Below are 24,591 nucleotides of genomic sequence, written 5' to 3'. Positions count from 1 at the left end.
AGGAATGTCCAATGACCCAAGAGCCTGTTGCTGAATGGACCACTGATGCCGATCTCTTCGATTTGATGCGGCGGGAATTGTTCACCGCCGTCATCGGCGATGTCATGGACAAGATCGGCCTGCAGAAGCAATTCCTTCCACCTTATCTTCGCGTGCTGGACCGCGGCATGATCATCGCGGGCAGGGCGGTGACTGTGCTTGAAGCAGACGTTTTCGCCGAAAGGATCGATAACAGCGCAAACCCACTGATGGCAAAACCTTTTGGTCTGATGTTCGAGGCGCTCGATAGTCTGACGCAGGACGACGTTTACATATGCACCGGGGCTTCGCCGGATTTTGCGCTGTGGGGCGGGCTGATGTCAACGCGGGCGCATTACCTCAAGGCGGCAGGGGCCGTGCTCGACGGCTATGTCCGCGACAGCAATGAGATTCTGGAAATCGGTCTGCCGGTAGCCTCGCGCGGGTGCTACGCGCAGGATCAGGGGCCGCGCGGCAAAGTGCTCGACTATAACGTGCCGTTGCGGATCGGCGGTGTGGACGTGCGTCCCGGCGACATCGTCTTTGCCGATTGCGATGGAATCGTCATCGTTCCTCGCGACCGCGAGGCGGAAGTCATCCGGCGCGCTTTGGAGAAGGTACGCACCGAGAGCGCCGTCAGGAAAGCTCTGGCGGGCGGGATGGGGACTGTCGAAGCCTTCGAGAAGTTCGGCGTGATGTAAGTTTTGGTGACCTCAGTCGGGCGCTTTTCCCGTGAGTTGCTTTGACGCCGTATTGAGTTTCACGCGACGACAGATCGTCTGGTGGATGTCTTCACGAAAGCCAGGTTTCTTCGCCTTTGCGGCCGGTCATCTACCAAGTCGGAGAACTTGGGAAGGACGGGGCGTTGTCGAGGAACGGCAACCCATTGGTCTGAAATTTGCCGCGTCGATAATTGCCGTCTTCGGTGCCGGAACAGGACTGGCCGCATGAAAATATTTCGGAACTGCGACGCTATCGGCGTACTCTCGGATTTCGCAAGATTTCAATAATAAAAAATACTTTGCGCATACGCCAAATATGGCTATCTTTCTCGAAAGGAGACGATTCGATTATGACAGAGCTTTGTGGAGTAGCGTGGGATCATCGGCGATGCTGGGGGCCGCTCGTGGATGACCCGGTCGTGCAGTGGTCGCGCCGGTCACTTTACAGTTTCGGGGAGGGGGACCTGTCCGAGTTCACTCCCGAGAACGATCTGATCATCTACGACCATCCGTTCACCGGAGACATCGCGCGGGACGGTCTGATGCTGGACCTGCTGCCGTATTTGTCGGCTGAGGATATCGAGATGCTCGAGAACAATCAGGTCGGCCAGTCCTACAAATCTTATTTCTTTGAGGGCGGGCTCTACGCGCTGCCGATTGATGCGGCGGCGGTGACTGCGGCTTGGCGACCGGATTTGTTGGCCGAGATTAATGCGGATGTTCCAGATACGCTCGATGATGTCGTGTCTCTCGGCATTGAAGCGAAAGCCAAGAGTAAATGGGTCGGGTGGGCGGCAAAGCCTACTGATCTGATGTGCAGCTACGTGACGATTGCCGCGAGCCTCGGTGCTGCGCCGGGTCAGGACGACGGGCCGTTCTTGTCGCGCGAGATCAGCTTGCAAGTGGTTGAGCTTATGCGGCGACTTGCCGAGGTCGCCCATCCCAGTTCGATGACGTGGAACCCTATTCAGCTGTTCGATTACATGTCGGCGAGCGACGATATCGTCTACACGCCATTTGCCTTCAACTATGTAAACTACGCCACGGCATCGGAAAGGCAGCTGCGCTTCGCGTCCGTTCCACGGGCCGCCGCCGGGCTGCAGGCGCGGGGTCTCTTGGGTGGCGCCGGCATCGCGGTAAGCGCGCAGAGTAAGAATCCCGAAGCGGCGGTGGCACAAGCGCTACGTCTGGTCGACCCGGCCTTTCAGGCCGGTGACTACGTGCGCAAGGGGGGGCAACCCGGGATGCGGTCCGCCTGGGTCTCGCGCGAGGCGGATGCGGCGACGAACGGGTTCCTGTCGGGATGTCTGCCTGCGATGGATGCGGCCTTCCTGAGGCCCAATATCCCCGGCTTCGTCCCGTTCTTTCACGATGCGACCCACGAAATTACCAAAGCCGTCACCGGCGAGATCACGCATGAAGCGTTCTGGTCTTGGCAGACGACGACCTACGACGCCCTTCGTGCAGACAATGCAAAAAGGGTGACAATCTCGGCCTGATTGCAGGAGGGCAATCGGGATTTCGACAAATTCAGGAGGAGAATCAAAATGAAATCGACACATGTTCTATCGGCGGTTGCGATAGCAGCGGCTCTTTCAGGAACGACTGCGCTGGCGCAGGACGGCGAGGGGCTGCGGATCGGCTATATTGTCAACTACGCCACCCACGAGTGGTATCAGAACGTCATCCTCGGCATGGAACAGCGCGCCGAACAGCTGGGCCATACCGTCGAAGTGATCGACGCCAACCTCGATATGGCCCGCCAGGTCGCCGCCGCCGAGGATTTCATGGCGCGGGAGATGGACGTGATCATCATGACGCCGGTAAACGAAGAAGGCGTTGTGCCGATCCTGCGCCGCGCTCGTGCTGACGGTGTGCCGATCGTGCTCGAGGGCAACCCCGCGCCGGGCATGCAGACCGTCGTGGCAATCTGTGACTATGACACAGGGTATCTCGCCGGTGTCGCCGCTGGCGAAGCACTTGGTGCGGATGCCGAAGGCATTCGGGTAATGAACGTCGGCCTGCCGCTACTGTCTGCGACGATCCTGCGCAGCCGGGGTTTCATGGATGGTCTGCAGACTGTCATCCCTTCTGCCGAGATGGTCCATGACCTCGACGGTGGCGGCAACCCGGATCGCTCGCAGGAAGTGTCGGCAGCGGCACTTGCTGCGGATTCCGATATCGACGTGATCTACGGCATTAACGACTCCTCTGCGCTTGGCGCGCTGCAGGCATGGCGCGCGGCTGGTCTGCCCGAGGATGATCTAATGGTCGTCGGCACCGGCGCTGAAGGGCTAGCGTTCCTCAACGAGATGCAGACAGAAGGGCCTTATCAGCTTGAGGCCGCGATGTTCCCCGAGAAGATCGGCTTCACGGCCATCGACACGGCTGTCGCTCTGTTCAACGGCGAAGAGGTGCCCGAATATGTTATTAGCCCGACGACGGCGCTCACTCTCGGCGAGGTGTCGTCCTACTACAGCTACGACGGTGAAAGCCGCGAGATTCAGTGGGATGCGGTCAACGCGCTGGAAGCACCCGAGCAGTGCATGATGTACGCTTCGGACCTTTGATCTTATCGCCCCTGCGCCCGGTTCGGGCGCAGGGGCACTAGACCGGGACGCGCAGCGCGTTCCCCAACCATCCTTCAAGGGGGCTCTCGATGCGTGATTTGACGGACGACGACCGTTCGGGTGCGCTGCTCCGGCGAGTGTTCAATTCCGAATACGGCTTTCTCGTCGTTGTTCTGACACTTCTGGTCGTGGGCCTGAGCCTCGCGGCCACGAATTTTCTCACTCCTAGCAATGCGGTCGCGATCCTTCACCAAAGCTCGCTGGTCCTGATCGTCGCGGTAGGCATGACATTTCTGCTGATCACGGCCGAGGTCGACATCTCTGTTGGGGCGAACCTCGCCTTCGCGTCCTGCGTCGTGATGGATGTAATCAACCAGACAAACTCGGTCGCGCTCGGTGCGTTGGCGGGCATCGCTTTCGGAGCGGGGGTCGGACTGATCAATGCTTTCGTAACGCTCGTCCTTAAGGTGAATTCGCTGATCGGGACAATCGCGATGATGATGGCTCTTCAAGGCGGGGTGTATCTTTACACCCGCGAAGCCGTTCAGAACCATCATCAGATCGAAATCTTCCCTAAGATCGCGACAGGGTTCATATTGGGCATCCCGGTGCCGGTGGTCTTCGCAGCCGTTGTTGCTTTGGCTGGTTGGTTCTATCTCGCGCGCACACGGGGCGGACGGCTCGTCTTTGCCAGCGGGGCCAACGAGGCGGCAGTGCGGCTGTCAGGATATTCCCCGGCACGCGTCAAATTCGGCGCCTTCGTAATGACCGGTGCGCTGGTAGGTCTTGCGGCCGTCATCCTTGCCTCCCTTCTCAATGCGGGCCAACCGACGGCGGGCACGGGATTCGAGCTGACCGTGATAGCTGCGGTTCTGCTGGGCGGTACGAGCCTGATGGGCGGGCGCGGCACGATCCTCGGCACCGTCCTTGCGGTGCTCATCCTCAAGATCATCGACAATGGGATCATCATGCTGCGCTGGAATCAGGACCTGCAGATCATCGTGCCGGGGCTGGTGCTGATCCTCGCGCTCTACATGGACCAGAAGAAGCGGGGGCCCGCACATGGGTAAGTCAGACGTGGCAACCGCAGGGGCCGCCGACTTTCACGATCTGGCACCGGCGCTCGCCGTCACGGGCCTAAGCAAGAGCTTTCCGGGCGTCAAGGCGCTCGACGATGTGAGCCTTTCAGTACGACCGGGAGAGGTCCTCGCGCTGCTGGGGGAGAACGGTGCCGGAAAATCGACGCTGATCAAGGTTCTGGCCGGCATCCACAAGGCCGACAGCGGGCAGATAGAGATCGACGGCGTGCCGCAGGACTTTACCAATCCGGCAGATGCGCTCGATGCCGGGATCAAGGTGGTGTTTCAGGAGATCGCCCTGATCCCCGAGTTTTCCGTGGCCGAGAACATGTTCCTCGAAGACCATCTCGCCGGCAAAGCGAACCTCGTCAACTGGCGCGAGATCCATCGCCGGGCTCAGGAGATATTCGACCGCGCGGGTTTTGCCCTGAACACCCGCGCAAAGGTCAAGGACCTCTCGGTCAGCGAACAGCAGCTCGTCGAGATTTCCCGTGCGATGGCGCGGGACGCGCGGATCGTCATCATGGACGAGCCTACGTCGTCGCTCACGCCCGCAGAGGTCACCCACCTGTTCGGGGTGATCAACCGGTTGCGCAAGCTTGGCATCGCCATCGTCTACGTCAGCCACAAGCTCGAAGAGATCTTCGAGATCGCCGACACCTGCGTGGTGCTGCGCGACGGGCGCTGGGTATCGACCAAACCGACGTCTGAGCATACGCCCGCAAGCCTCGTTAAGGACATGGTCGGGCGCGAAATCACCAGTTTGTTCCCGCATTCCGACCGCACGGTGGGACGCGAGATCGTGCAGGTCGAGGACCTGTCCAGCAAACGGCTCGACGACATCAGCTTTCACGTGCGCGCGGGCGAGGTCGTAGGCTTCTTCGGGCTGATGGGGGCCGGGCGGACGGAGGTGGCAAAGGCGATCGTCGGGTTCGATCCGATCACCAAGGGCCGTATTCGTATCGACGGAGAAGACCTAAAGCCGCACAGCACCGTCCGGAGCAAGGCACTGGGCATTGGCCTTCTGTCCGAGGATCGAAAGACCGAAGGTCTGATGCTCGATGGAAGCGTGACGCGCAACATGACGCTGGCGGCACTCGACCAGTTCACCAGGAACGGACTGATGGATCACCGTGCCGAGACGAAGCAGGCAGAGGGGTTCGTCGACCGGTTTGCGATCAAGCTGGCACGGTTGGGGCAACCCATTCGCAACCTCTCGGGGGGCAATCAGCAAAAGGTGCTGTTGTCGCGCTGGCTGATGTTCGGCCTGAAAGCCGTGGTGCTGGACGAGCCGACGCGCGGTATCGACGTAGGCGCCAAGGCCGAGATCTTCGCCCTGATCGACGAGCTGGCGGCGCAAGGGCTGGCAGTCATTCTGATGACGTCGGAAATGCCCGAACTGCTTGGCCTCAGCGACCGGATCTATGTGCTGTCAGAGGGCCGCATGACCGGCGAATTCACCCGTGAGAACGCGACCCAGGAGGAGATCCTCGATGCCGCTATCCGCTAATCCCGCCCTGCCGCAAAATATGCTGTCGCGCACGCTCCGCAAGGTGGCGGGGCAGAGCGAGATCGCGTTGTTCGTGAGCTTGGTGCTGATCGTCATCGTTTTCTCGTCTTTGTCCGAGTATTTCCTTACTACCCGCAACCTGACCAACGTATTGGGTCAGGCGTCGATCATCCTGTTGATCGCAACTGGCGTCGCAGTTGCGCTGATCGGGGGCGAGGTCGATATCTCAGTGGGCTCTCTGGTCGCGGCGGTGGCTCTGCCGCTGGTCGAGATCATGAATGCGACTGGGTCACTGAGCCTCGGCATTCTGGGCGCGCTGGTCCTAGGACTGATGATTGGCGCAATCAACGGCTATCTGTCGGCCTACCTGAGGATCAATTCGCTGATCGTGACGCTTGGCATGCTGTTCCTGATCCGGGGCGGCGTGTATTTGTGGACGAACAAGCGCGCGCAGGCGGATACCGCCTACCTCGACAGCTTTTTCGCCATCGGCAACGGCAAGGCCTTTGGTATCATGCCGATTCCCGCGATCATCGCGGGGGTGATCGTCCTGATGGTCATGTTCATCATGCATAAGACCCGCTTCGGCCGGCGCATTTATGCGGCCGGTGGCAGTGCAGAGGTCGCCCGCATGGTCGGCTATGACGTGCGACGGATCAAGTTTATCTGCTTTCTCATCAGTTCGACGCTGGCCACGATTGCCGGCATCCTGCTGGCGTCGCGGCTTGGCGCCGCGGTGCATACCTCGGGGCAGGGTTACGAGTTTCAGGCGATTGCCGCCGTCGTTCTGGGCGGGGTAAGTCTGGCGGGTGGGCGCGGGAACATTCTTGGCGCTGCACTCGGTGTGCTGATCCTCGCCTATTTGTCGAACGGTTTGGGTATGATCAATGCGCCGACAGAGTGGCAACTCGTTATCACAGGTATCGTGATCGTCGCCGCCGTCAGCCTCGACAGCTACAAAAAAAGCAAGGAGTAGGGTCATGAATAGATTGCAGGATAAGATCTGCGTCGTGACCGGTGCCGCCGACGGCATTGGCTACGCCATCGCCTCTGCCATGGCCGCTGAGGGCGCGCATGTCTGGCTGTCGGATATCGACGACGCCAAGGGAAAGGCTGCCGCCGAGAGGCTGAACGCCGGCCCCGGTGCCGCGACCTATCACCGTTGCGATGTTGCCATGGCGGGGGACGTCACGGCGCTGTTCGACGAGGTGCTCGCCGCGCACGGCCGCGTCGACGTTCTTGTGAATAACGCCGCCATCGCCATCGGCGGCATGCCCCTGCACGAGATGGAAGACGCCCAGTGGGACCGGCTCATGTCGGTAAACCTGACGTCCGTCTTCAGATGCTGTAAGGCCGTCCTGCCTGCGATGATCGCTCAGAAATCCGGCTCGATCATCAATATCGCCTCTGCGCAGGGCCACATCGGCCTTGATGGGTGGACGGCCTATGCCGGTGCCAAGGGGGCGATCATGGCGATGACACGCCAAATGTCGGTAGAGTTCGGCCCCAGCAACGTGCGGGTCAACTCGATCTCGCCCGGCACCATCGACACCCCGATGAACTTACAGGTCGTTGCCGACTTGGGCGAGCACCTGTCGAAGACCTGGGTCAAGATGCATCCCATCGGCCGGATCGGCCGGGCCGAGGAAGTGGCCGAGGCGGCGGTCTACCTCGCATCTGATCTTGCAGGTTTCACCACCGGCATCGATCTCAAGGTGGACGGAGGGCTGACGAACGCACCTCGATACGTCCCTGAATTCTTTCAACCAGACGCCAAATAACCCCGCGGAGATCTAAAAAATGGAAAAGGCCCTCGAAGGCATCAAAGTCCTCGATTTCAGTCATCTGCTGCAAGGCCCCTTCGCGACGCAGTTGCTGGGCGATATGGGTGCTGACATCGTCAAGATCGAACGTGCGGGAACGGGCGACATGTTCCGCGGCATGACGTTCTTCAACAAATGGGTCGGCGGCAGTGAAAGCCCGTCGTTCCTGTCGTGGAACCGTAACAAGCGGTCCATTGCGCTGAACCTCAAATCGCCCCGCGTGCGCGAGATCATCATGGAGATGGCCAAGGATGCCGACGTGGTGGTGCAGAATTTCCGCCCCGGCGTGATGGAAAAACTCGGCTACGGATATGAGGATTTCCGGGCGGTCAACGAGCGGATCATCTATTGCTCGGGCTCTGGCTACGGCGAAAGCGGCCCCTATGTGTCGCGCCCCGGTCAGGACATGCTGATCCAGGGTCTGACCGGCGTGGCGGCAGCGACGGGCCGAGCCGATCAGCCGCCGGTGCCATTGGGGGCAGGGATGCCCGATCAGCTTGGCGCGATGAATATGGTCTATGCGATCTTGTCCGCGATCATCTGGCGGCACAAATCGGGCAAGGGGCAAAAGATCGAGGTCAACCTAATGGCCGGCATGATGGCGCACCTCAATCAGGAATACGTCTCGGTTCTGAACCTCGATCAGGATTTCGAACGTCCCAATTCGGGCATCGGTCATCCGGGTGCCGAGGCCCCTTTTGGCATCTACGCCACCAAGGACGGGCGCTATGTGTCCATCGCAATGAGCCCATTCGGCCACCTGATGCGCACCCTCGGGGCCGAAGAGCTGCTGCGCTACGACAGTCGCGATCAGCTGTATTCCAAGCGCGACGAGATTTGGGAAGAGGTCAACAAGGTCACCCTGACATTTGACTGCGATCCGCTGCTCGAGATCCTTCTGGAGGCGGACGTCTGGACCGCCGAGGTCAAGGATTTCCGTAGCGCGACGCAGGACCCGCAGGTCGTTCACCTTGGGCTGATGACCAGTTATGAGCACCCGATCGCGGGGACGGTCAAATGCGTCGGTCCCGCCGTCAGGATGAGCGAGACGCCTGCGGAAATCAGCCGTCCCGCGCCGATGATCGGTCAGCACGGGCAGGATATCCTTGCCGAACACGGCATCGACGCAGCCGAGATCGAAGCGCTGATCGCATCGGGCGATATGACCATCCAGACCAAGGAAAACACCAAGGCGCGGAGCTGAACGTCATGGGTCGCACCGTTCACAACGAGCTACGTCATATGGCGTGGGCGCATGGGGAGGTCAGCGTCAGCGCCTTTGGCGGCATGATCGGACCCAGTGCCTTTGCACTGCCCGGTGGCAGAACCGTGCGCCCCTTTCATAGCGCGCCGTGGTTGACGCAAGGAGACGACGACGGCGCGGACGGTCTGCTGGCCGGGTTGCAGGGAGAGTGGCCCTGCGTGCCCTTCGGCTATCCAATGCCCGCGCCGGACGGGCCAGAAAGCTGGCCCACAGGCTGGCCCGGAGACATCGAGGCGGCGGCGCAGGTCTCCGATGTGCACGGATACGGTTCCGCCGCGCGCTGGACTTTCGACGAGAGCGGTAGCAATGCGATTTCGATGCATGTCGACTATCCGGACGACCACGCAATCGCCCGGCTGGAGCGCGTCGTGCGCCCGGTGCCGGATGCGCCGGCCTTGGACATCGACCTCGTCATCCACGCGCGCCGCGTCACATGCGAGCCTGTCGGCCTGCACGGCTGCTTTCGCCTGCCGCCACTGACCGGCGCCGCCGTGCTGGAGCCCGGCCGCTTCCGGGTCGGTCGCACGCACCCGTTGACGGTCGAGCCGGAGGCACCGATCTTTGCTCCGGACACGACCTTCGACAGCCTGGACGCGGTGGCGGCGCGGGGCGGTGGCCATATCGACGCGCGCCTTCTGCCATTTGCTGCGAACGGCGAAGACCTTCTGCAACTCGACGGCAGCGACGGGCATTTCGCGATGGCCGTCGGGGGAGACGGTCCAGATGGGGGATATCGTGTCACCTTCGACTGGGATGCGGACCTGCTGCCCAGCGTCGTGCTGTGGTATTCGAACCGGGGCCGCTCGGCCCCACCATGGAAGAACCGCCACCTTTGCATCGGCATTGAACCCGCTTGTTCGGCGTTCGGCCTGTCGCCTGACCTGTCCCGCAGCGACACCCCGATCTCCGCCGGCGGCACGCCGACGTGCCTGAACCTGACCCCCCAGACGCCCCTGACGATCCGCTACCGGATCGGTGTGAAAGATTTGACATGACCCTCGTAAAGCCTAACCGACCGCAGTTTCTTTCCCTCGACGCGATGATGGACGAGGTCCATTCCGGCGACTGCATTTCCATCGGTGGCCACCATTTCGCGCGACTGCCGATGGCGATGATCCGCACGCTCGCGGCGCGCAATCTCAAGGACCTGCATTACCTCAGCTGGGCGGGGGGGCTGCCGCTGGAATTCCTGCTCGAAGCGGGGGCGGTTTCGCAGATCGATATCTGCTTTTCCAGCCTCGACATCTTTGGCCTAGCGCCCCGGTTCCGCAAAGCCGTCGAAGGCGGCACGGTGCCGATGAATGACTGGCCCGCGCTGGCGCTGATCAACGCCTTCCGGGCACGAGAACAGAACCTGCCTTTCCTACCGATGCAAAAACCCGAAGGGTCTGCGGTGTCGGAAAGGTGCCCTGCCTTGCGACCGTGGACGGACCCTGTCTCGGGCCGCGACCTGATGCTGGTCGAAGCGCGCGAGATTGACGTCTTCCTAATGCACGCCGCTCGCGCTGATACTTCTGGCAACATCGAAATCTACGGCGCGCATGCACTCGATAAGGTGCAGGCAGGGGCCGCGCGAAAGGTGCTGGTGACGGTCGAGGAAATCGTCCCCGTCGGGCAGTTGAACCGTGACGGACGCGGTGTCGTGATTCCGCGCAACAAGGTCAGCGCAATTGCCACGGTGCCGGGCGGGGCCTACCCCTGTTCTTGTCTGCCGTATTATACCAACGACTGGGCCGCCTTGCGGAAGCTGGTGGAGGCAAAAGTCCTTCGCGACGCCGCAGACGCGCTCGGCAACGCCGTGCCGGACAGGCTGCGGCTGGCGGCAAAGGCACCGCGCGCAGCGATCAGCGCCGACAAGTTTCTTCCCGCCGCCGTGTCGATGGATGCGCCAGCGACGGTAGATGAAATAATGGCCGTGCGCATCGCCCGCACTCTCGACAACGACAGCTATGCCAGCGCGGGCGCGGTTTCGCCCTTGGGCAACGTGGCCTACCGTTTCGCCAAGATGACACACGCGCCCGACATGATCATCACGACGCTCAGTGGTGGTCATGTAGACATCGCCGCAGGTCCGATGTCGCTCTCGCTGGTTGAGGCGATGGACGTGGACTCAGCAGTGCAACTTACGGGGGGCGAGGACACCTATTGGGTCGCCTATCAAGGCGGTTTCGTCACAAGTGAAATCGTCGGCACCGCTCAGATCGACGCTCAAGGCCGGACCAACACCCTCGAGATCACTAAACCTTCTGGGGGCTTACTACGGCTGCCGGGGCAGGGTGGCATGTCGGATGTCGCTAATATGCACCGCGATTTTGTCGTCTATGTTCCGCGCCATAGTGCTTCAGCATTGGTTGAAACGGTCGAGGTTGTGAGTGCGGCGCGCGGCATTCATGACAAAGCGGCGCGCATCGCCGCGGGTTACAGGCCGGGGGACGTAATGGTGTTTACCAATCTTTGCGTGTTCCGATACGACGATTCCGCAGGCCAGCTTGTCGTAACGGAGATCATGCCGGACGTGACGCGCGAGGACATCGTGCAGAACACCGGTTTCAAAGTCGTGTTTCACGACGATTGCGGCCCTGTCGCGGAACCGACGCAAGACGACCTCTACATCCTGCGTCATCACGTCGACCCAATTGGATTGCGCCGATTGGAATTCGTAAGCGCGCGGGATCGTGTTGCCGTGATCGATGACGTTTTGGCCCGCGACGCAGCAGCCCTTCAGCACATTGCTGGAGATGTCCGACCTTCATAGGAGCCCACCAACATGAAAGCCCTCTTGCCCGCCTCTGCCGCGACTGTCTTTTTCGACGGTATCTTTACCGATCCATGTCTCGCGCACCCCGAGGGTGTGGCGATCCACGCGGATGGGTCGATCTGGGCTGGCACTGAAAGGGGGGACATCGTCCGAATTGCCGCAGATGGTTCAGGGATCGAGCGGATAACGTCGACGGGGGGCTTTCTGCTGGGTATCGCTTTCGACGCGGCCGGGAACTGCTTTGCTTGCGACATGAAGCACAAGGCGGTGTTCCGATATGACGCGGTCACCGGCGCCTGTGACCGTTTTGCTGACAGCGGTATTACAGTGCCGAATTACGCTGTCGTCGACGATACCGGCGGGTTTCTCTTCGTGTCGGATTCGCTCGACCCGGATGGGTCGATTTTCCGCTATGATCTCGCGACGGGAAAGGGAGGACGCTGGACGAACGAACCGCTGTGCTTTGCCAATGGCATGGCCATGGCGCCGGACAATAGCGGGCTCTATGTCGTTGAAAGCATGAAGGCACGGCTAAGTTTCGTGCCGATAGCCCCTGATGGTTCTGCTGGTGCGGCACGTGTCGTGACGGAAGGGTTGGAGACCGTTCCGGACGGAGTTCTGGCTATGGCGAACGGAGACATCCTGATTTCCAACTACGAGCCTTCCCGCATCTGGCGCTGGTCACAGCAATCTGGACTGGAGCTGTTGATCGAGGACCCGGTGGCAACGACCCTCGCACATCCGACCAATATCGCGCTGAAGGGTGACAAGCTCTATACTGCAAACCTTGGGCGCTGGCATGTATCGGTAATTGACCTGTCCCTCCTGCCGGAATGACGGTCCAATCATGGTCCGTTGCGGCACTTAGCCCAATAGCTTCATCATCCGCGCACTCGCCTTAAGCTGCAGATCGAGCACGGCCTGCGGGTCGAGCATTGCCTTGTTCTGCGCCAGATAGGGCACAGTCAAGGCTGCAAGAACCTTGCCCTGCTGCGAGTGGACCGGCACCGAGATATTGTCGAGGCCCGATACTGTAGCACTGGGCCTGATCTCGTAGCCGTTCTCGCGGGCTTTCTCGAAGCGTTCGTGCAAGAGCGCGCGTGTGGCGGGTTTTTCGGCCTTGAGCCACCTGTCGCGTTGCTCCTTGGGTGAGAATGCCGCGATTACCACCCCGGAACTGGTTTCGAACATGTCGAAGCTCGATCCCATGCGCACGCTGTAGCGCATCGGTAGGGGGCTTTCGCGCATCGTCACGATGGTGATCAACGTCTCTTCCGCGACGGCGAGATGGCACGATTGGTTGGTGCGTTTACTAAGGGCATCCATCTCTGGACGGGCGACCTGCACGAGGCGTTCCACGGGAGGGAACCGGTTGGCAAGATCATATAGCCGCAGCGACAGGCGAAACCGGTCGGTTGATTGATCCCGGCTGACGATGCTGCGGCGTTCGAGAGCGAGGACAATGCGGTAGATCTCTCCGACAGTGCGGTTCAGGCCGTCGGCGATCGCGGTGATCGAAACGCTCTCTTCCATCGAAGCCAGAAACTCGATGATATCCACGGCCTTGTCTACGGCGGGGGAGCTGTATTCGGCGCGCGCGGCCGATTTCTTCGGCTTGGCAGTGCTGGCTGCGGTATCGTTCAATGTTTCTTCCCCAATCGAAATTCTTCGTTGCCTCTGCGCCGGAGCCCTGACGACTGCACTGGCTAGGCCTTCGGTCCGCATCGGTGGCCAAGTGACCGTATCGATAGCATGAGCCGCTAAACCGGACAAATCGTTCCTCAACGGTCCCGTCTGACGTCAAGATGATCGAAACTATAGCGCACAAAAAAAATTTCGCGAATAAAAAATGTTTTGCATGAGCGAAATACTTTGCTAAGGTTGTCCCTGCAAGGCGCTGGCATTTGAGGAGGAGTGGCGTGAGCAATCCGGATTTCAACCTCGAGACACAATGCGCGGCTCTGGTGACAGAACTTGGATTGGGGCGAGCGGACGATGTCGTGCTTGTCGAACAACTGACCGGTGGAGTCGCGTCCGATATCGCCAAGGTCATATTGAAGGACAGGACTATTTGCGTGAAGTTCGCCCTCCGCAAGCTAAAGGTCGAGGAGGATTGGTTTGCGCCTGTGCATCGCAACAAGGCTGAATACGCGTGGTTGAGTGCCGCTGCAGCGATTGCACCCGAAGCCGCTTTGCAGCTTCACGGACGGTCGGAGGCCCGAAACGGCTTCGCGATGGAATTTCTAGACGGGCCTAACCAGTTTTTATTAAAGGACGCGCTGATGCAGGGGCCGGTGCCTTTGGGTGCAGCGGCTTCGGTAGGGGGTCTGGTGGGCCGCATCCATGCGACGTCCGCCAAGCCCGGGTTCGATAGGACGGCCTTCGCGAACCGCGCCGATTTCGACGCTCTGCGGCTTGATCCTTATTTGCGGTTCACTGCTGCGCGTCACCCTGCCGCCGCCGGTCGTATCATGCAGGTGCTCGACGGCCTCTATGAGGCGGAGACCGTGCTTGTCCACGGAGACGTCAGCCCGAAGAACATCATCATGCGCGGGAGCGTGCCTGTCATTCTCGACGCGGAATGTGCGACGATGGGAGATGCAAGCTTTGACCCTGCGTTCTGCCTCAACCATCTCGTTCTAAAGGCACTTTACCGGTCCGATGCGCGGCGAACCTTGCTGGAGGAGGCCGCTGACTTTTGGGATCACTACCGTGACCAGATCGATTGGGAAGACCCCGCTGCTCTAGCGAGTCGGGTGGCCATTTTGGTCCCGATGCTGATGCTTGCCCGGGTCGATGGGAAATCACCGGTCGAATATCTGACGAATGCACAGACCGAACACGTCCGCTCGGTCGCGCTCGACCTGATCCATAGGCCCCCGAAGACCATCGCGGAATTTCTGGACCAGATCACCGACCAATTCGAAAGGCAGCACGAGTGACGCAATCATCAATGATCATCGAGGCGATACGCAGCCGCAGGATTTGGGACTCTCGCGGAAATCCGACTGTGGAGGTCGACGTGACCCTCGAGGGCGGACACGTGGGACACGGCATCGCGCCTGCCGGGGCATCCCGCGGGACACGCGAGGCAATGGACCTGCGCGACGGCGGTCCGGCATTGCGTGGCATGGGGGTGGGCAGGGCCTTGGCCTCGGTCGATGACGTTGTCGCCCCTGCATTGATCGGGCGCGATGCTTCAGATCAGGCTGCAGTGGACGCGGTCTTGCTGTCACTTGATCCATCCCCGTTGAAGGACAGCCTTGGCGGTAACGCGACCGTCGCAGTGTCGATGGCCGTTCTGCATGCGGTGGCAACGGCGGCGGGCAAGCCACTGTGGCTACATATCTCGGACACCTATGGCGCCGCCCCGTCGATCCCATTGCCGGAGGTCCAGATATTCGGCGGCGGCGCCCATGCGGGGAGGCGCGTCGATATCCAAGACTTCATGATCATGGTTCCCGGCGCGGGCAGTTTCGACGAGGTGTTGGAAATTACCAACGAAGTCTACTTCGCCGCAGGAGACATCATGAAGCGAAAGGGAAAGCTGGCCGGTGTCGCCGACGAGGGCGGTTGGTGGCCAGCGTTCGACAACAACGAAGAAGCGCTCGAGACGCTGACCAACGCCATCAACGCTGCTGGGGAGACGCCGGGCAAGAATGTGGTGATTTCGCTAGATGTTGCAGCGTCAGAGTTTTGTGTAGACGGGCGCTATCGGTTGGCACTTGAGGATCGGGAACTCGACACAGGCGAGATGATCGATCTTCTGGGACGCTGGATCGACGCCTATCCGATCGTGTCGATCGAGGATCCGCTGAGCGAAGCGGACCCTTCCGGCATGGCGGAGTTCACCCGGCGGTTTGGAAAGAAGCTGCAGATCATCGGGGACGATTATCTCGTTACCAACGCGTCATTGGTGCGCGAGGCTGCATCGCAGGGGGCATGCAATGCCGTCCTGATCAAGGTGAACCAGGCCGGGACCATCTCAGAGGCGATCGACACGTTCCGTGCGGCGACCGAGACGGGTTACCGGTGCGTGGTTTCGGCCCGCTCGGGTGAGACTGAGGACGTCACAATCAGCCATCTGGCAGCGGGGCTGGGCACGGGGCAACTGAAGGTTGGATCGTTTACCCGTTCGGAACGCATGGCGAAATGGAACGAATGCCTACGTATTCAGGATGAACTGGGTGCCAAGGCGTTCGTCGGAGGCAGTCCGCTTTCCGCAACGTGGTGGGGCGACCAGAACATGGGAGAAAAGTCTTGAAACTTCTTAGGTTAGGGGCCGCAGGAGCGGAAACGCCGTGTGTGCTGGACGCAGAGGGTGTCGCGCGGGATGTGTCCGGCATTGTCACTGATATCTCCCCCGAAACCATCGCTGTCCTGCGGCAGTCGCTGGTGAACGTCGACTTGTCTGCATTGCCGGAAGTCGCGCAGGACGGGACACGGATCGGTGCACCGATGACCCAGCCGCGCAACATCTATTGCATTGGCCTGAACTATTCCGACCACGCAGCCGAGGCGGGCATGGACATCCCGCTAGAGCCGATCCTGTTCAACAAGTCCGCAGCGACCTATTGCGCACCCCACGATCCCATCCTTCATTCGCCCAAAATGACCAAACTCGACTGGGAAGTGGAATTGGGTGTGGTGATCGGCCGTCGGGCACTGAATATCTCTAAGGAGGACGCGCTCGACCATGTGCTGGGGTTCTGCGTCGTCAACGACGTGTCGGAACGAGCATGGCAACTCGACCGTGGAGGCCAGTGGGCGAAGGGGAAGAGCTTTCCAAACTTCTGCCCCACGGGGCCGTGGATCGTGACACCGGATGAGGTGGCCGACGCGCTGGCTCTGCCTATGTGGCTCGATGTGAATGGGCAGAGGATGCAGACCGGAAACACCAATACGATGATCTTCGATACTGCAACGATCGTGAGCTATCTGTCCGAATTCATGGTGCTGGAACCCGGCGATCTGATCTGCACTGGCACGCCGCCCGGTGTCGGTATGGGCAAAAAGCCTCCAACCTATCTCAGCATCGGCGATGAAGTCAGACTTGGCATCGAGGGGTTGGGGAGCCAGTCTCAGACTGTCATCGCGATTGAGGAGCAATGAGATGGATCTGACGAACAGATTGTCAGGCAAGGTCGCTGTTGTTACCGCTGCGGGACAGGGCATTGGGCGGGCCATCGCCGAGCGCCTAGTGGCCGAGGGGGCAGAGGTTCATGCCTCGGATATTAACGCGGCATTGCTGGAAGACCTGACAAGTACTGTGACGGCGGCGCTGGACGCCACGGACGCAAGTGCAGTCGACGCATATTTCGCCGGGTTCGATCGGATCGACGTCCTCGTTCACGGCGTGGGCTACGTTCATCAGGGCACCATAGAGGAATGCACTCTGGAGGATTGGCGTCGGTCGTGCTCCATCACGCTCGATAGTGCGTTCAATGTGCTGGGGGCGGCCATTCCGAAGATGAAGGATCACGGCGGCAGCATCGTCACGATTGGCTCCGTCGCAAGCTCCATCAAGGGGTTCCCCAAGCGCGCGGCCTACGGGGCGACGAAAGGCGGCGTAATAGGACTGACCAAATCGGTGGCGGCGGATTATCTGCCCTTTGGGATCCGGTGCAACTCCATTTGCCCGGGCACAGTCGATAGCCCAAGCCTTCGGGGCCGCATCGATGATCTGGCCGACCAGATGGGTAGCCATGACGCTGCGATGAAGTTCTTCATTGACCGGCAACCTGCCCGACGCTTCGGCACACCTGATGAAATCGCTGGACTATGTGCCTTCCTCGCGTCGGCCGACGGTGCTTTTGTGACGGGACAGGCGATCAACATCGACGGCGGGATCACGATCTAGGAGGGGCAACGGTGACGGGGCGCTGCGGCTATCCTCCAGTCATATTTGGAGTACGCCTGCGGTTCCTGCTGGAGTGTTAAACTTGCAAAAGACCATCGCCGGCGCAACACCGGCAGGGTCAGATCTGGGAGGATCATATGTGCATCGTTGTAACCGGAGCCGCCAAGGGCATCGGTGAGTCGGTCGCGCGGTGTCTTAAGGATGAAGGCGCGCTACTCGTCCTAGTGGACGTGGATGGTGCCGCCCTGCGCAAACTGGCGGCTGATCTTGGAGAGGGTCATATATGTGTCGAAGGCTCCGTCGCGGATGTGGCTACCGCGGCTGAAGTCGCGGAGGCTGCGACAAGGCTCGGCGGGGCCAAAGGGTTATCTTACAATGCCGGAGTCCAGCGCTATGGATCGGTGACGGATACCGATCCCGCGTTGTGGGACGAGGTCATGAGCGTTAATCTGCGTGGCGCATATCTGATGGCCCGCGCGCTTTTACCGCAAATCATCCAGCATCGCGGCGCATGTGTGTTCATGGCTTCTGTGCAGGGTCTGGCCACGCAACAGAACGTTGCGGCCTATACGGTATCGAAACACGGGTTGATCGGTCTGGCAAAATCGATTGCCATCGATTTTGCGGCGCAAGGGGTGCGCTCGAATGCAGTGGCACCGGGATCAGTCAAGACCCCAATGCTGGACTGGGCGGTGGGGCTGGCCGACGACCCTGATGCCGTCTGGAAAGAAATCAACGGCATGCACCCCTTGGGCCGCCCAGCCGAAGCGCGCGAGGTCGCCGATGTCGTGGCGTTCCTACTGTCCGAGAAGGCGTCCTTTATCACCGGCGAGGTCATTAAGGTGGACGGTGGGCTGATGGCGCGCCTCGGCGGATCGCCCAAATAGAAAGAGCGACAAATGAGCATCGCAGATATTAAGGTAACAACGGTTGCCGTCCCGCTGGAAGCGCCGCTGCGGCACTCTGCCGGGGCACATTGGGGCCGGTTCGTGCGCACAATCATTGAGGTGATCGGCGACGACGGGCTTTCTGGCTGGGGTGAACTGGGCGGCGGCGGAGAAAGTGCCGAGACGGCGGTTTTGTCGATGCTGCCCTATCTGAAGGGGCACGATCCGCTGAACCTTGAGCAATTGCGCTGGAAGATCATGAACCCGACGGCGACGCTCTATAACAACAGACTGCAAATCCACGCGGCTCTGGAAATGGCCTGCCTCGATCTAGCGGGCAAGCGTCTGGGCGTTCCGGCCCATGCCCTCTTGGGGGGCGCGATCCGCGACCGGGTAGAATTCGCCTCCTATCTCTTTTATCGCTACGAGCACGACGGCGCGGGCGGCGAGACGATGCCCGACGAGATCGTGGCCCACGCCAAAGCCCTGCGCGATGCATATGGTTTTCGGACACATAAGCTGAAGGGCGGGCATTTCGCGCCAGATCATGATGTAGAAGTGTTCGCCGCCTTGGCCGATGCTTTTCCAAAAGACGGTGTGCGGCTCGACCCCAATGGTGTTTGGTCAGTTGAAGAAGCGATCCGAGTGGGGCGGGCTATAGCCCCTTTCAACAACGATTATTTTGAAGATCCGACTTGGGGTCTGGATGGCATGCGTCGCGTGCGGGAAGGGCAACCAATCCCGACTGCGACGAATATGGTCGTGGTGAATTTTGAGCAGTTGGCGCAGTGTATTCGCCACGATCTGGTCGACGTTATCCTGCTTGACACAACTTTTTGGGGCGGATTGAGGCAGACCGTAAAGGCGGGCCAAGTGATGGAGACGTTCCAGCGGTCAGCCGCCGTTCACTCCTCCGGGGAGTTGGGTATCCAACTCGCGTCGATGCTGCATCTGGGGGCGGTACTCCCGAACCTGAACTTCGCTGCGGACGCCCATTATCACCACCTCAAGGATGACATCCTGACCGGGGGCAAGTTGCTTTACCGCGACGGCTGCATCGATGTGCCCACGGGTCCCGGTCTGGGGGTTGAGGTCAGCCGCGAAAAGCTTGCGCAATATGCCGAGTATTTCCGCGAAGCCGGTGGGTATACCTATGACCGCGACCCCGGTCGACCGAACTGGTTCTCGATATGGCCAGAGCGCAACTATGCCGATCCTAAAGTGAAATCTCTGCCGGGTGTTTTCTAAGGACTGAACCGTTGCACAGTTGGTCTCGACATTGGCCCAAGGCAGATAGTGACCGTCATCAAGGTCCAGCCTAGGCGACGGCTCACCAATCTTTCAAAAGACCAGGCACTTCATCACATTGAAGTCGGTATTTTCTAGGCGCAGGGCTGTATTTTCCGAAATAATTCGATTCTACGGATCAAATGTTTCGATCATTTGCTGGGCTCGGACGAATACCTTGCTCCTTGCTCTAATGAACCGAGCTTCCATCGGTCTTCGAGTGTCTTGAACACGACAGTGTTACGCGATGCTTAATCTCACTGGGGAGTAAAAATAGTGATGATTGGTCAGGCACGGCTGCGAGCATGTGCTCAAGGAACCGCCGAGTTCGGCGCAATCGGCTTCGGAATGGGCAAAGTTCCCAAGCGCCAGCGCAATGGCCGGATCCATCTCGGTCCGCAGCCGGATGAGCCCCGCGATGTCGTTTGCGGGGACCCGGTCCTCGATCCACTTCAGCTGCAGGTCGCGAGCGGCCTCGGCGAAGCGCGGGGTGTAGTCCACGTCCAAAGCCATAAAGGCGTCGATCTTGATGGGTCGGCCAGGTCCGGCTTGCTGCGCAAAGAAGATTTTGCGCGACGTTGGGCCGGGACGAGGCATCCGATATAGTCGACTGTCAGCACCGTTAGCGTCACCCAGAGATACGTCAACAGGGATGCTGCGAGGGTGGCAGCGCCCAGCTTACAAGGTGTCTATTGAGGTCTGACTTTCAGGGAAGGGAAACCTTCGTCTAGTGTGGACGTGTGCTTAGGCCAACGCACCAGTTTCGTTTCGGTAGCTTTATATGGAGTTTTCATGGACTTTCTGATCGGAACCTACACGCACGGGTTTGGTGATCCCTCGACACTGGGAAAGGGCATCTACCGCGTTTCCTTCGATCCGGATGCGGTCTCCTTCGGCACTCCAACCCTCGCGATAGGGCTCGAGAACGCGTCCGCCCTGACGATCGACCGGGCAGGGCGCGTGGTCTACAGCGTCCGCGAGGTGTTTCGTGACCGCCATCCCGGCGTTTCAGCATTTCGACTGGAGCCAGACGGTAGGTTATCCCCCATCGGAAGGTTAGACTTTGCCGGTGAACTACCATGCCACCTTGCCTTCGATCCGACCAACCGGCGTCTGGCGTCGGCTCAATACTGGACTGGCGAGGTTACCGTTTTCGACGCCGACGACAGGCTCTGTGAACTTGCTCGTCTAGAACGCAGCGGGACCGGCCCCAATGCGACTAGGCAGGAGGGGCCACATGCTCACTGTGTACAGTTCACTGATAAAGGCGACGTTCTGCATTTGGCCGATCTCGGAGCGGACTGCATCGTCAGCCACAGGCTCGCTTCGGATGGAAAAAACATCGAGACGAGCAGCCTGTCTCTGCCGTCAGGCGCTGGGCCGCGCCACTTTGTTATCAACAAGGCCGAGACACGGGCCTACGTCATCTGCGAACTGACCGAGTATCTGGCTGTTCTGCATCGCGACGGTCTGGGGTGGCGGCTGCAAGAGGCCGTCCCGGCCTTTGACTGTCCTGCGGACGCGGAAGGATCGGCAGCTGCCATCCGGCTGTCTCCGGACGAGCGGTTCATTTACGTTTCAGGGCGGCGGCAGTCGCGGATCGTATGCTTTTCCGTTGATGGAGTCCTAACGCGCATCGGCGATTACTCTACCGGTGGTAACTGTCCTCGAGAGTTCATCCTGACGAGCGATGGGGGTTGGGCTATTTGCGCCAACCAGGAAAGCGGGACACTATGCGCAAAGAAGCGCGACGACGGCGCGGGACATCTCGAAGAGGTCGCGGCGACATGCGACGTCCCGGCGCCTGTCGCCTTGCTGCAGCTTTAGCGGCGCCTCGTTGGAGGGGCGGCGGACAGGCCTACGTTTATGGTCTGCCCCCATCGAGTGGTCCATTTGGAATGTTAGTGCATGGTCGGTCTGTGGTCCATCGGCATGAAGCTTTCTGGCGCTGGCGGGCGATATCTGAGGGAGCTGTGCGGTCTGACAGTGTTGTAGTGGCGGCGCCATCGCTCGATCAGGATTTGGGCCTCACGCAGCGTTGAGAAGACCTCACCGTTCAGCAGCTCGTCCCGGAACCGAGCATTGAAGCTCTCGCAATAACCGTTCTCCCATGGCGAACCAGGCGCGATGAAAGCGGTCTTTGCGCCCACAGCTCCGATCCATGCCCGCACCTTCTTGGCGATAAATTCGGCGCCATTGTCGGATCTTATGTATTCCGGCGGGCCGCGCAGGATGAACAGGTCGGTCAAGGCATCGACCACGTCGACAGAATTGAGCTTTCGTTTGACGCGGATCACCAGCGCCTCCTTCGTGAACTCATCGATGATATTCAGGGTGCGGAAGATCCGCCCGTCATGCGTCCGATTCTGGACGAAGTCATAGGACCAGACATGGTTCGGGCGTTCCGGCCGCAACCGGACGCACGACCCATCATTCAGCCAGAGCCGTCCCTTCTTGGGTTGTTTTTGTGGGACTTTTAGCCCCTCCTGCCGCCAGATCCGTTCGACCCTCTTATGGTTCACATGCCAGCCGCTGTTGTTCAGCATCCCAGTGACCATGCGATATCCATAGCGCCCAAACTCTCTCGCCAGCTCAATGATGTCATCGGTCAGTCGCTCCTCGTCCGGCAGGCCGCAGGGAACCTTGCGCTGCGTGGAACGATGTTGACCGAGGGTGCGGCAGGCACGGCGCTCAGATACGCCAAGAGCCTGCCGCACATGATCTATGCACTGACGGCGGCGGGAGGGGCTTAGAAGTTTCCCCGGGCGGCCTCGGTCAGGATCATCTTGTCCAGTGTCAGATCCGACACGGCACGCCTGAGCCGGGTATTCTCGGTCTCCAGCTCCTTCAGCCGTTTGAGCTGATCACGGCTCATGCCACCAAATTCCTTGCGCCACCGATAATAGGTCTGCTGCGTCACACCGATCTGTCTGACCGCGTCTGCAATCGACTTGCCTTGACCTTGCAGCACTTCAACCTGCCGCAGCTTCAGAACGATCTCTTCGGGTTTGTCTCGCTTTCCAGCCATCTCTTGGTCCTCCTGGTTTGGGGATAAATCTATCCCAGTTGGTGGACCACTTCAGTGGGGGCACTCCACAGAGCTAGAGCGGTTGTCGCACTAACCACGCTGTCAGGGTCTCGACGAGACTATCGGCTTCGGAAAAGTCGGTAGTACGAGGGTCCGTTCCTATCACACCCCAGATTGGGCTTTTCTTGTCATGCCGATCGATTGCGTCCAGTGTTTTGTCAAGACTTGGAAGTTGTGACATGTCGACGGTTTCCGGCGCGATAGCATGCATTAAATTCGTCTCGAAGGCCCCTGCGTGATCCGGTTCAATATTCGCAGCCACACAGCGGTTTACTGCCGTGGCAATGATGTTGAGACGGTTGCTTTTGGCATTCCAATCCGCAGCGAAGCGGTCAATCATCACCAATTGTTCATCTGCAAAATGGCCGCTGAAAATGATCAACCGCTCAACATGCATCGCGCAAAGGCGTTCGGCAGTTCGAGCTAACATGGCTTCAATTTCGGCGGAGTCTTCCATCATAATCGTCCATGGGTATGCACTATGTCCGCCACCTGTTCCGAAATAAAGTGGCGGCATGACAAGCCCGCCACCTTGTTCAGCAGCACGAAGGCACAGGCCGTGCGCCGTGAGGGCGTCCAGCCCGACTGGCAGATGTTCGCAATGCCATTCGATCGTGCCGAGTGGCATCCAGATAGTGGATTTTTCCGCCAAAGCGGTGCGAATTTGATGCGGGCGCAGGCGTTCAATTTGCCTTGTCATGTGTAAAAATTCCTTGCCCAGGCGTGCTTTTCTAATCGTTCGAGCAGCGCATCCGGCAGGTGATTTCCGTCTGAATAGGCGATGTTCATATCGACCTCCTGTGGGGTTTTCATACCCGGAATCAAAACGCTAACGGCATCGTGCGACAAGACGTATCGCATTGCGGCTTCGGCGAGAGTCGGGAAAGCGTCGCCGAGTTCGCCCTTAAGCGCATCAAGCCGCATCAAGGTTTGCGCGAACCGATCTCCGCGAAACATTTCGTGTTGTTGTGAACCGGTTTCCCAAGTGGCGTAGCTGTCTTTAGTCCAGTGTCCAACCAGCGACCCGCTGTCCAATGGCACCCGTGCGATGATCGCGGTGTCGCTGGCTTTGGCGGCTCCGAACAATGCGTCGCGGGGCTGTTGTTCGAACAGGTTAAAAATGACCTGTTGCGAGCTTACCAGCCCAAGGTGCGCCAAGTTTACGCCTTCGTCGGGGCGATTGTCGCGCAGCGAAACGCCGATTTGGTCAATTTTGCCTTCACGGCGCAAATCATTCAGGGTTTCAAGCCAATCCAATTCCAGATGACCGTTTGGCGCCCAAGTGTGCAATTGAAACAGATCAAGGCGTTCCACGCCAAGGCGGCGCAGCGAGTTTTCGACGTTCTCACGAAGATGCCAATCGGGGAAACGTCCGCGAAAAGCAGGTGCGTTGTCACTTGCGTTTGGCCAGACAGTTGGTTGGGCCTTAGTCGCGACATAAATCTTGGCGCCGTTCCATTCTCGCAGCGCCCGTCCAATTATTTTTTCGGAATGTCCCGCCCCATAGAGCTGCGCGGTATCCACGAAATTTATGCCACGTTCAAAGGCGTGCAGCAGTGTGTATACGGATACGTCATCGTCAACCGGGCCCCAAGCGCCGCCAATTTGCCAGCCGCCGAAACCAATTTCCGAAACCATCCAACCTGTGCGACCAAAATCGCGATACTTCATGTGGGCAAGTTCGCTTTGATTTTGTTCACCAGCGCCTCCTTGGGTGTGGCCGCC

General features: G+C 59.8%; 23 protein-coding genes. 18 read left to right on the top strand and 5 right to left on the bottom strand.

What is annotated here, in order from left to right; translation table 11 throughout:
* The first annotated feature begins 77 nt into the window (after positions 1–77).
* The 11 genes from LOM8899_RS19525 to LOM8899_RS19475 all read left to right on the top strand — a co-directional run bounded on the left by LOM8899_RS19525 (position 78) and on the right by LOM8899_RS19475 (position 12,581).
* Positions 78–719, top strand: a complete 642-nt coding sequence (locus LOM8899_RS19525; RefSeq protein ID WP_211096232.1) for an RraA family protein — start codon at positions 78–80, stop codon at positions 717–719.
* Between the two features lie 425 nt (positions 720–1,144).
* Complete coding sequence (locus LOM8899_RS19520) at positions 1,145–2,239, top strand: ABC transporter substrate-binding protein (protein WP_168770606.1); 1,095 nt, start codon at positions 1,145–1,147, stop codon at positions 2,237–2,239.
* Positions 2,240–2,287: 48 nt separating this feature from the next.
* On the top strand, positions 2,288–3,310 hold the full coding sequence (locus LOM8899_RS19515) for a sugar ABC transporter substrate-binding protein (protein ID WP_093993938.1): 1,023 nt from the start codon (positions 2,288–2,290) through the stop codon (positions 3,308–3,310).
* Between the two features lie 89 nt (positions 3,311–3,399).
* Positions 3,400–4,380, top strand: coding sequence for an ABC transporter permease (locus tag LOM8899_RS19510; RefSeq protein WP_093993937.1), 981 nt, complete (start codon positions 3,400–3,402; stop codon positions 4,378–4,380).
* The gene (locus LOM8899_RS19505; RefSeq protein ID WP_093993936.1) at positions 4,373–5,899 is read left to right on the top strand and encodes a sugar ABC transporter ATP-binding protein; all 1,527 of its coding nucleotides are present in this window, start codon (positions 4,373–4,375) and stop codon (positions 5,897–5,899) included. The genes LOM8899_RS19510 and LOM8899_RS19505 overlap by 8 nt, the downstream gene beginning before the upstream one ends.
* On the top strand, positions 5,883–6,875 hold the full coding sequence (locus tag LOM8899_RS19500) for an ABC transporter permease (protein ID WP_093993935.1): 993 nt from the start codon (positions 5,883–5,885) through the stop codon (positions 6,873–6,875). Before LOM8899_RS19505 ends, LOM8899_RS19500 begins: the two co-directional genes overlap by 17 nt.
* Positions 6,876–6,879: 4 nt before the next feature.
* Complete coding sequence (locus tag LOM8899_RS19495; protein WP_093993934.1) at positions 6,880–7,680, top strand: SDR family NAD(P)-dependent oxidoreductase; 801 nt, start codon at positions 6,880–6,882, stop codon at positions 7,678–7,680.
* Between the two features lie 19 nt (positions 7,681–7,699).
* Positions 7,700–8,926 carry a CaiB/BaiF CoA transferase family protein gene (locus tag LOM8899_RS19490; RefSeq protein ID WP_093993933.1) on the top strand — a complete coding sequence of 409 codons (1,227 nt, stop codon included), beginning with the start codon at positions 7,700–7,702 and terminating at the stop codon, positions 8,924–8,926.
* A 5-nt stretch (positions 8,927–8,931) separates the two neighbouring features.
* The gene (locus tag LOM8899_RS19485; RefSeq protein ID WP_133065078.1) at positions 8,932–9,981 is read left to right on the top strand and encodes a hypothetical protein; all 1,050 of its coding nucleotides are present in this window, start codon (positions 8,932–8,934) and stop codon (positions 9,979–9,981) included.
* Positions 9,978–11,741, top strand: a complete 1,764-nt coding sequence (locus LOM8899_RS19480) for a CoA-transferase (RefSeq protein ID WP_093993931.1) — start codon at positions 9,978–9,980, stop codon at positions 11,739–11,741. Before LOM8899_RS19485 ends, LOM8899_RS19480 begins: the two co-directional genes overlap by 4 nt.
* A 12-nt stretch (positions 11,742–11,753) precedes the next feature.
* Positions 11,754–12,581: an SMP-30/gluconolactonase/LRE family protein gene (locus LOM8899_RS19475; protein ID WP_093993930.1), complete on the top strand. Its 828-nt coding sequence runs from the start codon at positions 11,754–11,756 to the stop codon at positions 12,579–12,581.
* Between the two features lie 27 nt (positions 12,582–12,608).
* On the opposite strand, the gene LOM8899_RS19470 is transcribed toward LOM8899_RS19475, so the two are convergent.
* Positions 12,609–13,388: an IclR family transcriptional regulator gene (locus LOM8899_RS19470; protein WP_168770605.1), complete on the bottom strand. Its 780-nt coding sequence runs from the start codon at positions 13,386–13,388 to the stop codon at positions 12,609–12,611.
* Between the two features lie 275 nt (positions 13,389–13,663).
* Here LOM8899_RS19470 and LOM8899_RS19465 point away from each other — a divergent pair, with 275 nt between their 5' ends.
* The 6 genes from LOM8899_RS19465 to LOM8899_RS19440 all read left to right on the top strand — a co-directional run bounded on the left by LOM8899_RS19465 (position 13,664) and on the right by LOM8899_RS19440 (position 19,739).
* The gene (locus tag LOM8899_RS19465; protein WP_168770604.1) at positions 13,664–14,686 is read left to right on the top strand and encodes a phosphotransferase family protein; all 1,023 of its coding nucleotides are present in this window, start codon (positions 13,664–13,666) and stop codon (positions 14,684–14,686) included.
* Positions 14,683–16,008, top strand: a complete 1,326-nt coding sequence (gene eno, locus LOM8899_RS19460; RefSeq protein ID WP_211096231.1) for a phosphopyruvate hydratase — start codon at positions 14,683–14,685, stop codon at positions 16,006–16,008. Before LOM8899_RS19465 ends, eno begins: the two co-directional genes overlap by 4 nt.
* Positions 16,005–16,856, top strand: coding sequence for a fumarylacetoacetate hydrolase family protein (locus LOM8899_RS19455; RefSeq protein WP_093993926.1), 852 nt, complete (start codon positions 16,005–16,007; stop codon positions 16,854–16,856). Before eno ends, LOM8899_RS19455 begins: the two co-directional genes overlap by 4 nt.
* A gap of 1 nt (position 16,857) precedes the next feature.
* Positions 16,858–17,604, top strand: a complete 747-nt coding sequence (locus LOM8899_RS19450) for an SDR family oxidoreductase (RefSeq protein WP_093993925.1) — start codon at positions 16,858–16,860, stop codon at positions 17,602–17,604.
* A gap of 137 nt (positions 17,605–17,741) precedes the next feature.
* Positions 17,742–18,491: an SDR family NAD(P)-dependent oxidoreductase gene (locus LOM8899_RS19445; RefSeq protein WP_093993924.1), complete on the top strand. Its 750-nt coding sequence runs from the start codon at positions 17,742–17,744 to the stop codon at positions 18,489–18,491.
* A gap of 12 nt (positions 18,492–18,503) precedes the next feature.
* On the top strand, positions 18,504–19,739 hold the full coding sequence (locus LOM8899_RS19440; RefSeq protein ID WP_093993923.1) for an enolase C-terminal domain-like protein: 1,236 nt from the start codon (positions 18,504–18,506) through the stop codon (positions 19,737–19,739).
* A 279-nt stretch (positions 19,740–20,018) separates the two neighbouring features.
* Here LOM8899_RS19440 and LOM8899_RS19435 read toward each other — a convergent pair whose 3' ends face one another.
* A complete protein-coding gene (locus tag LOM8899_RS19435; RefSeq protein ID WP_093993922.1) occupies positions 20,019–20,375 on the bottom strand; it encodes an enolase C-terminal domain-like protein in 357 nt (118 codons plus the stop codon).
* 195 nt (positions 20,376–20,570) lie between these two features.
* On the opposite strand from LOM8899_RS19435, the gene LOM8899_RS19430 reads away from it, so the two are divergent.
* The gene (locus LOM8899_RS19430) at positions 20,571–21,605 is read left to right on the top strand and encodes a lactonase family protein (RefSeq protein ID WP_093993921.1); all 1,035 of its coding nucleotides are present in this window, start codon (positions 20,571–20,573) and stop codon (positions 21,603–21,605) included.
* 74 nt (positions 21,606–21,679) lie between these two features.
* On the opposite strand, the gene LOM8899_RS19425 is transcribed toward LOM8899_RS19430, so the two are convergent.
* The 3 genes from LOM8899_RS19425 to LOM8899_RS19415 all read right to left on the bottom strand — a co-directional run bounded on the left by LOM8899_RS19425 (position 21,680) and on the right by LOM8899_RS19415 (position 24,537).
* Positions 21,680–22,806, bottom strand: a protein-coding gene (locus tag LOM8899_RS19425) for an IS3 family transposase (protein ID WP_093993920.1) whose coding sequence is annotated in 2 segments (ribosomal slippage) — positions 21,680–22,542 and positions 22,542–22,806 — 1,128 coding nt in all. Because the reading frame shifts where the segments join, the coding sequence is not laid out codon by codon here.
* A gap of 73 nt (positions 22,807–22,879) precedes the next feature.
* Positions 22,880–23,566, bottom strand: a complete 687-nt coding sequence (locus LOM8899_RS19420) for a creatininase family protein (protein ID WP_093993919.1) — start codon at positions 23,564–23,566, stop codon at positions 22,880–22,882.
* On the bottom strand, positions 23,563–24,537 hold the full coding sequence (locus LOM8899_RS19415; RefSeq protein ID WP_093993918.1) for an aldo/keto reductase: 975 nt from the start codon (positions 24,535–24,537) through the stop codon (positions 23,563–23,565). The genes LOM8899_RS19420 and LOM8899_RS19415 overlap by 4 nt, the downstream gene beginning before the upstream one ends.
* Positions 24,538–24,591 lie beyond the last annotated feature (54 nt).

The organism is Flavimaricola marinus, from assembly GCF_900184895.1.
GTDB lineage: Bacteria > Pseudomonadota > Alphaproteobacteria > Rhodobacterales > Rhodobacteraceae > Flavimaricola > Flavimaricola marinus.
The sequence above is the reverse complement of the archived record's forward strand: the minus strand, read 5'-3'. Positions and strand labels throughout refer to the sequence as shown.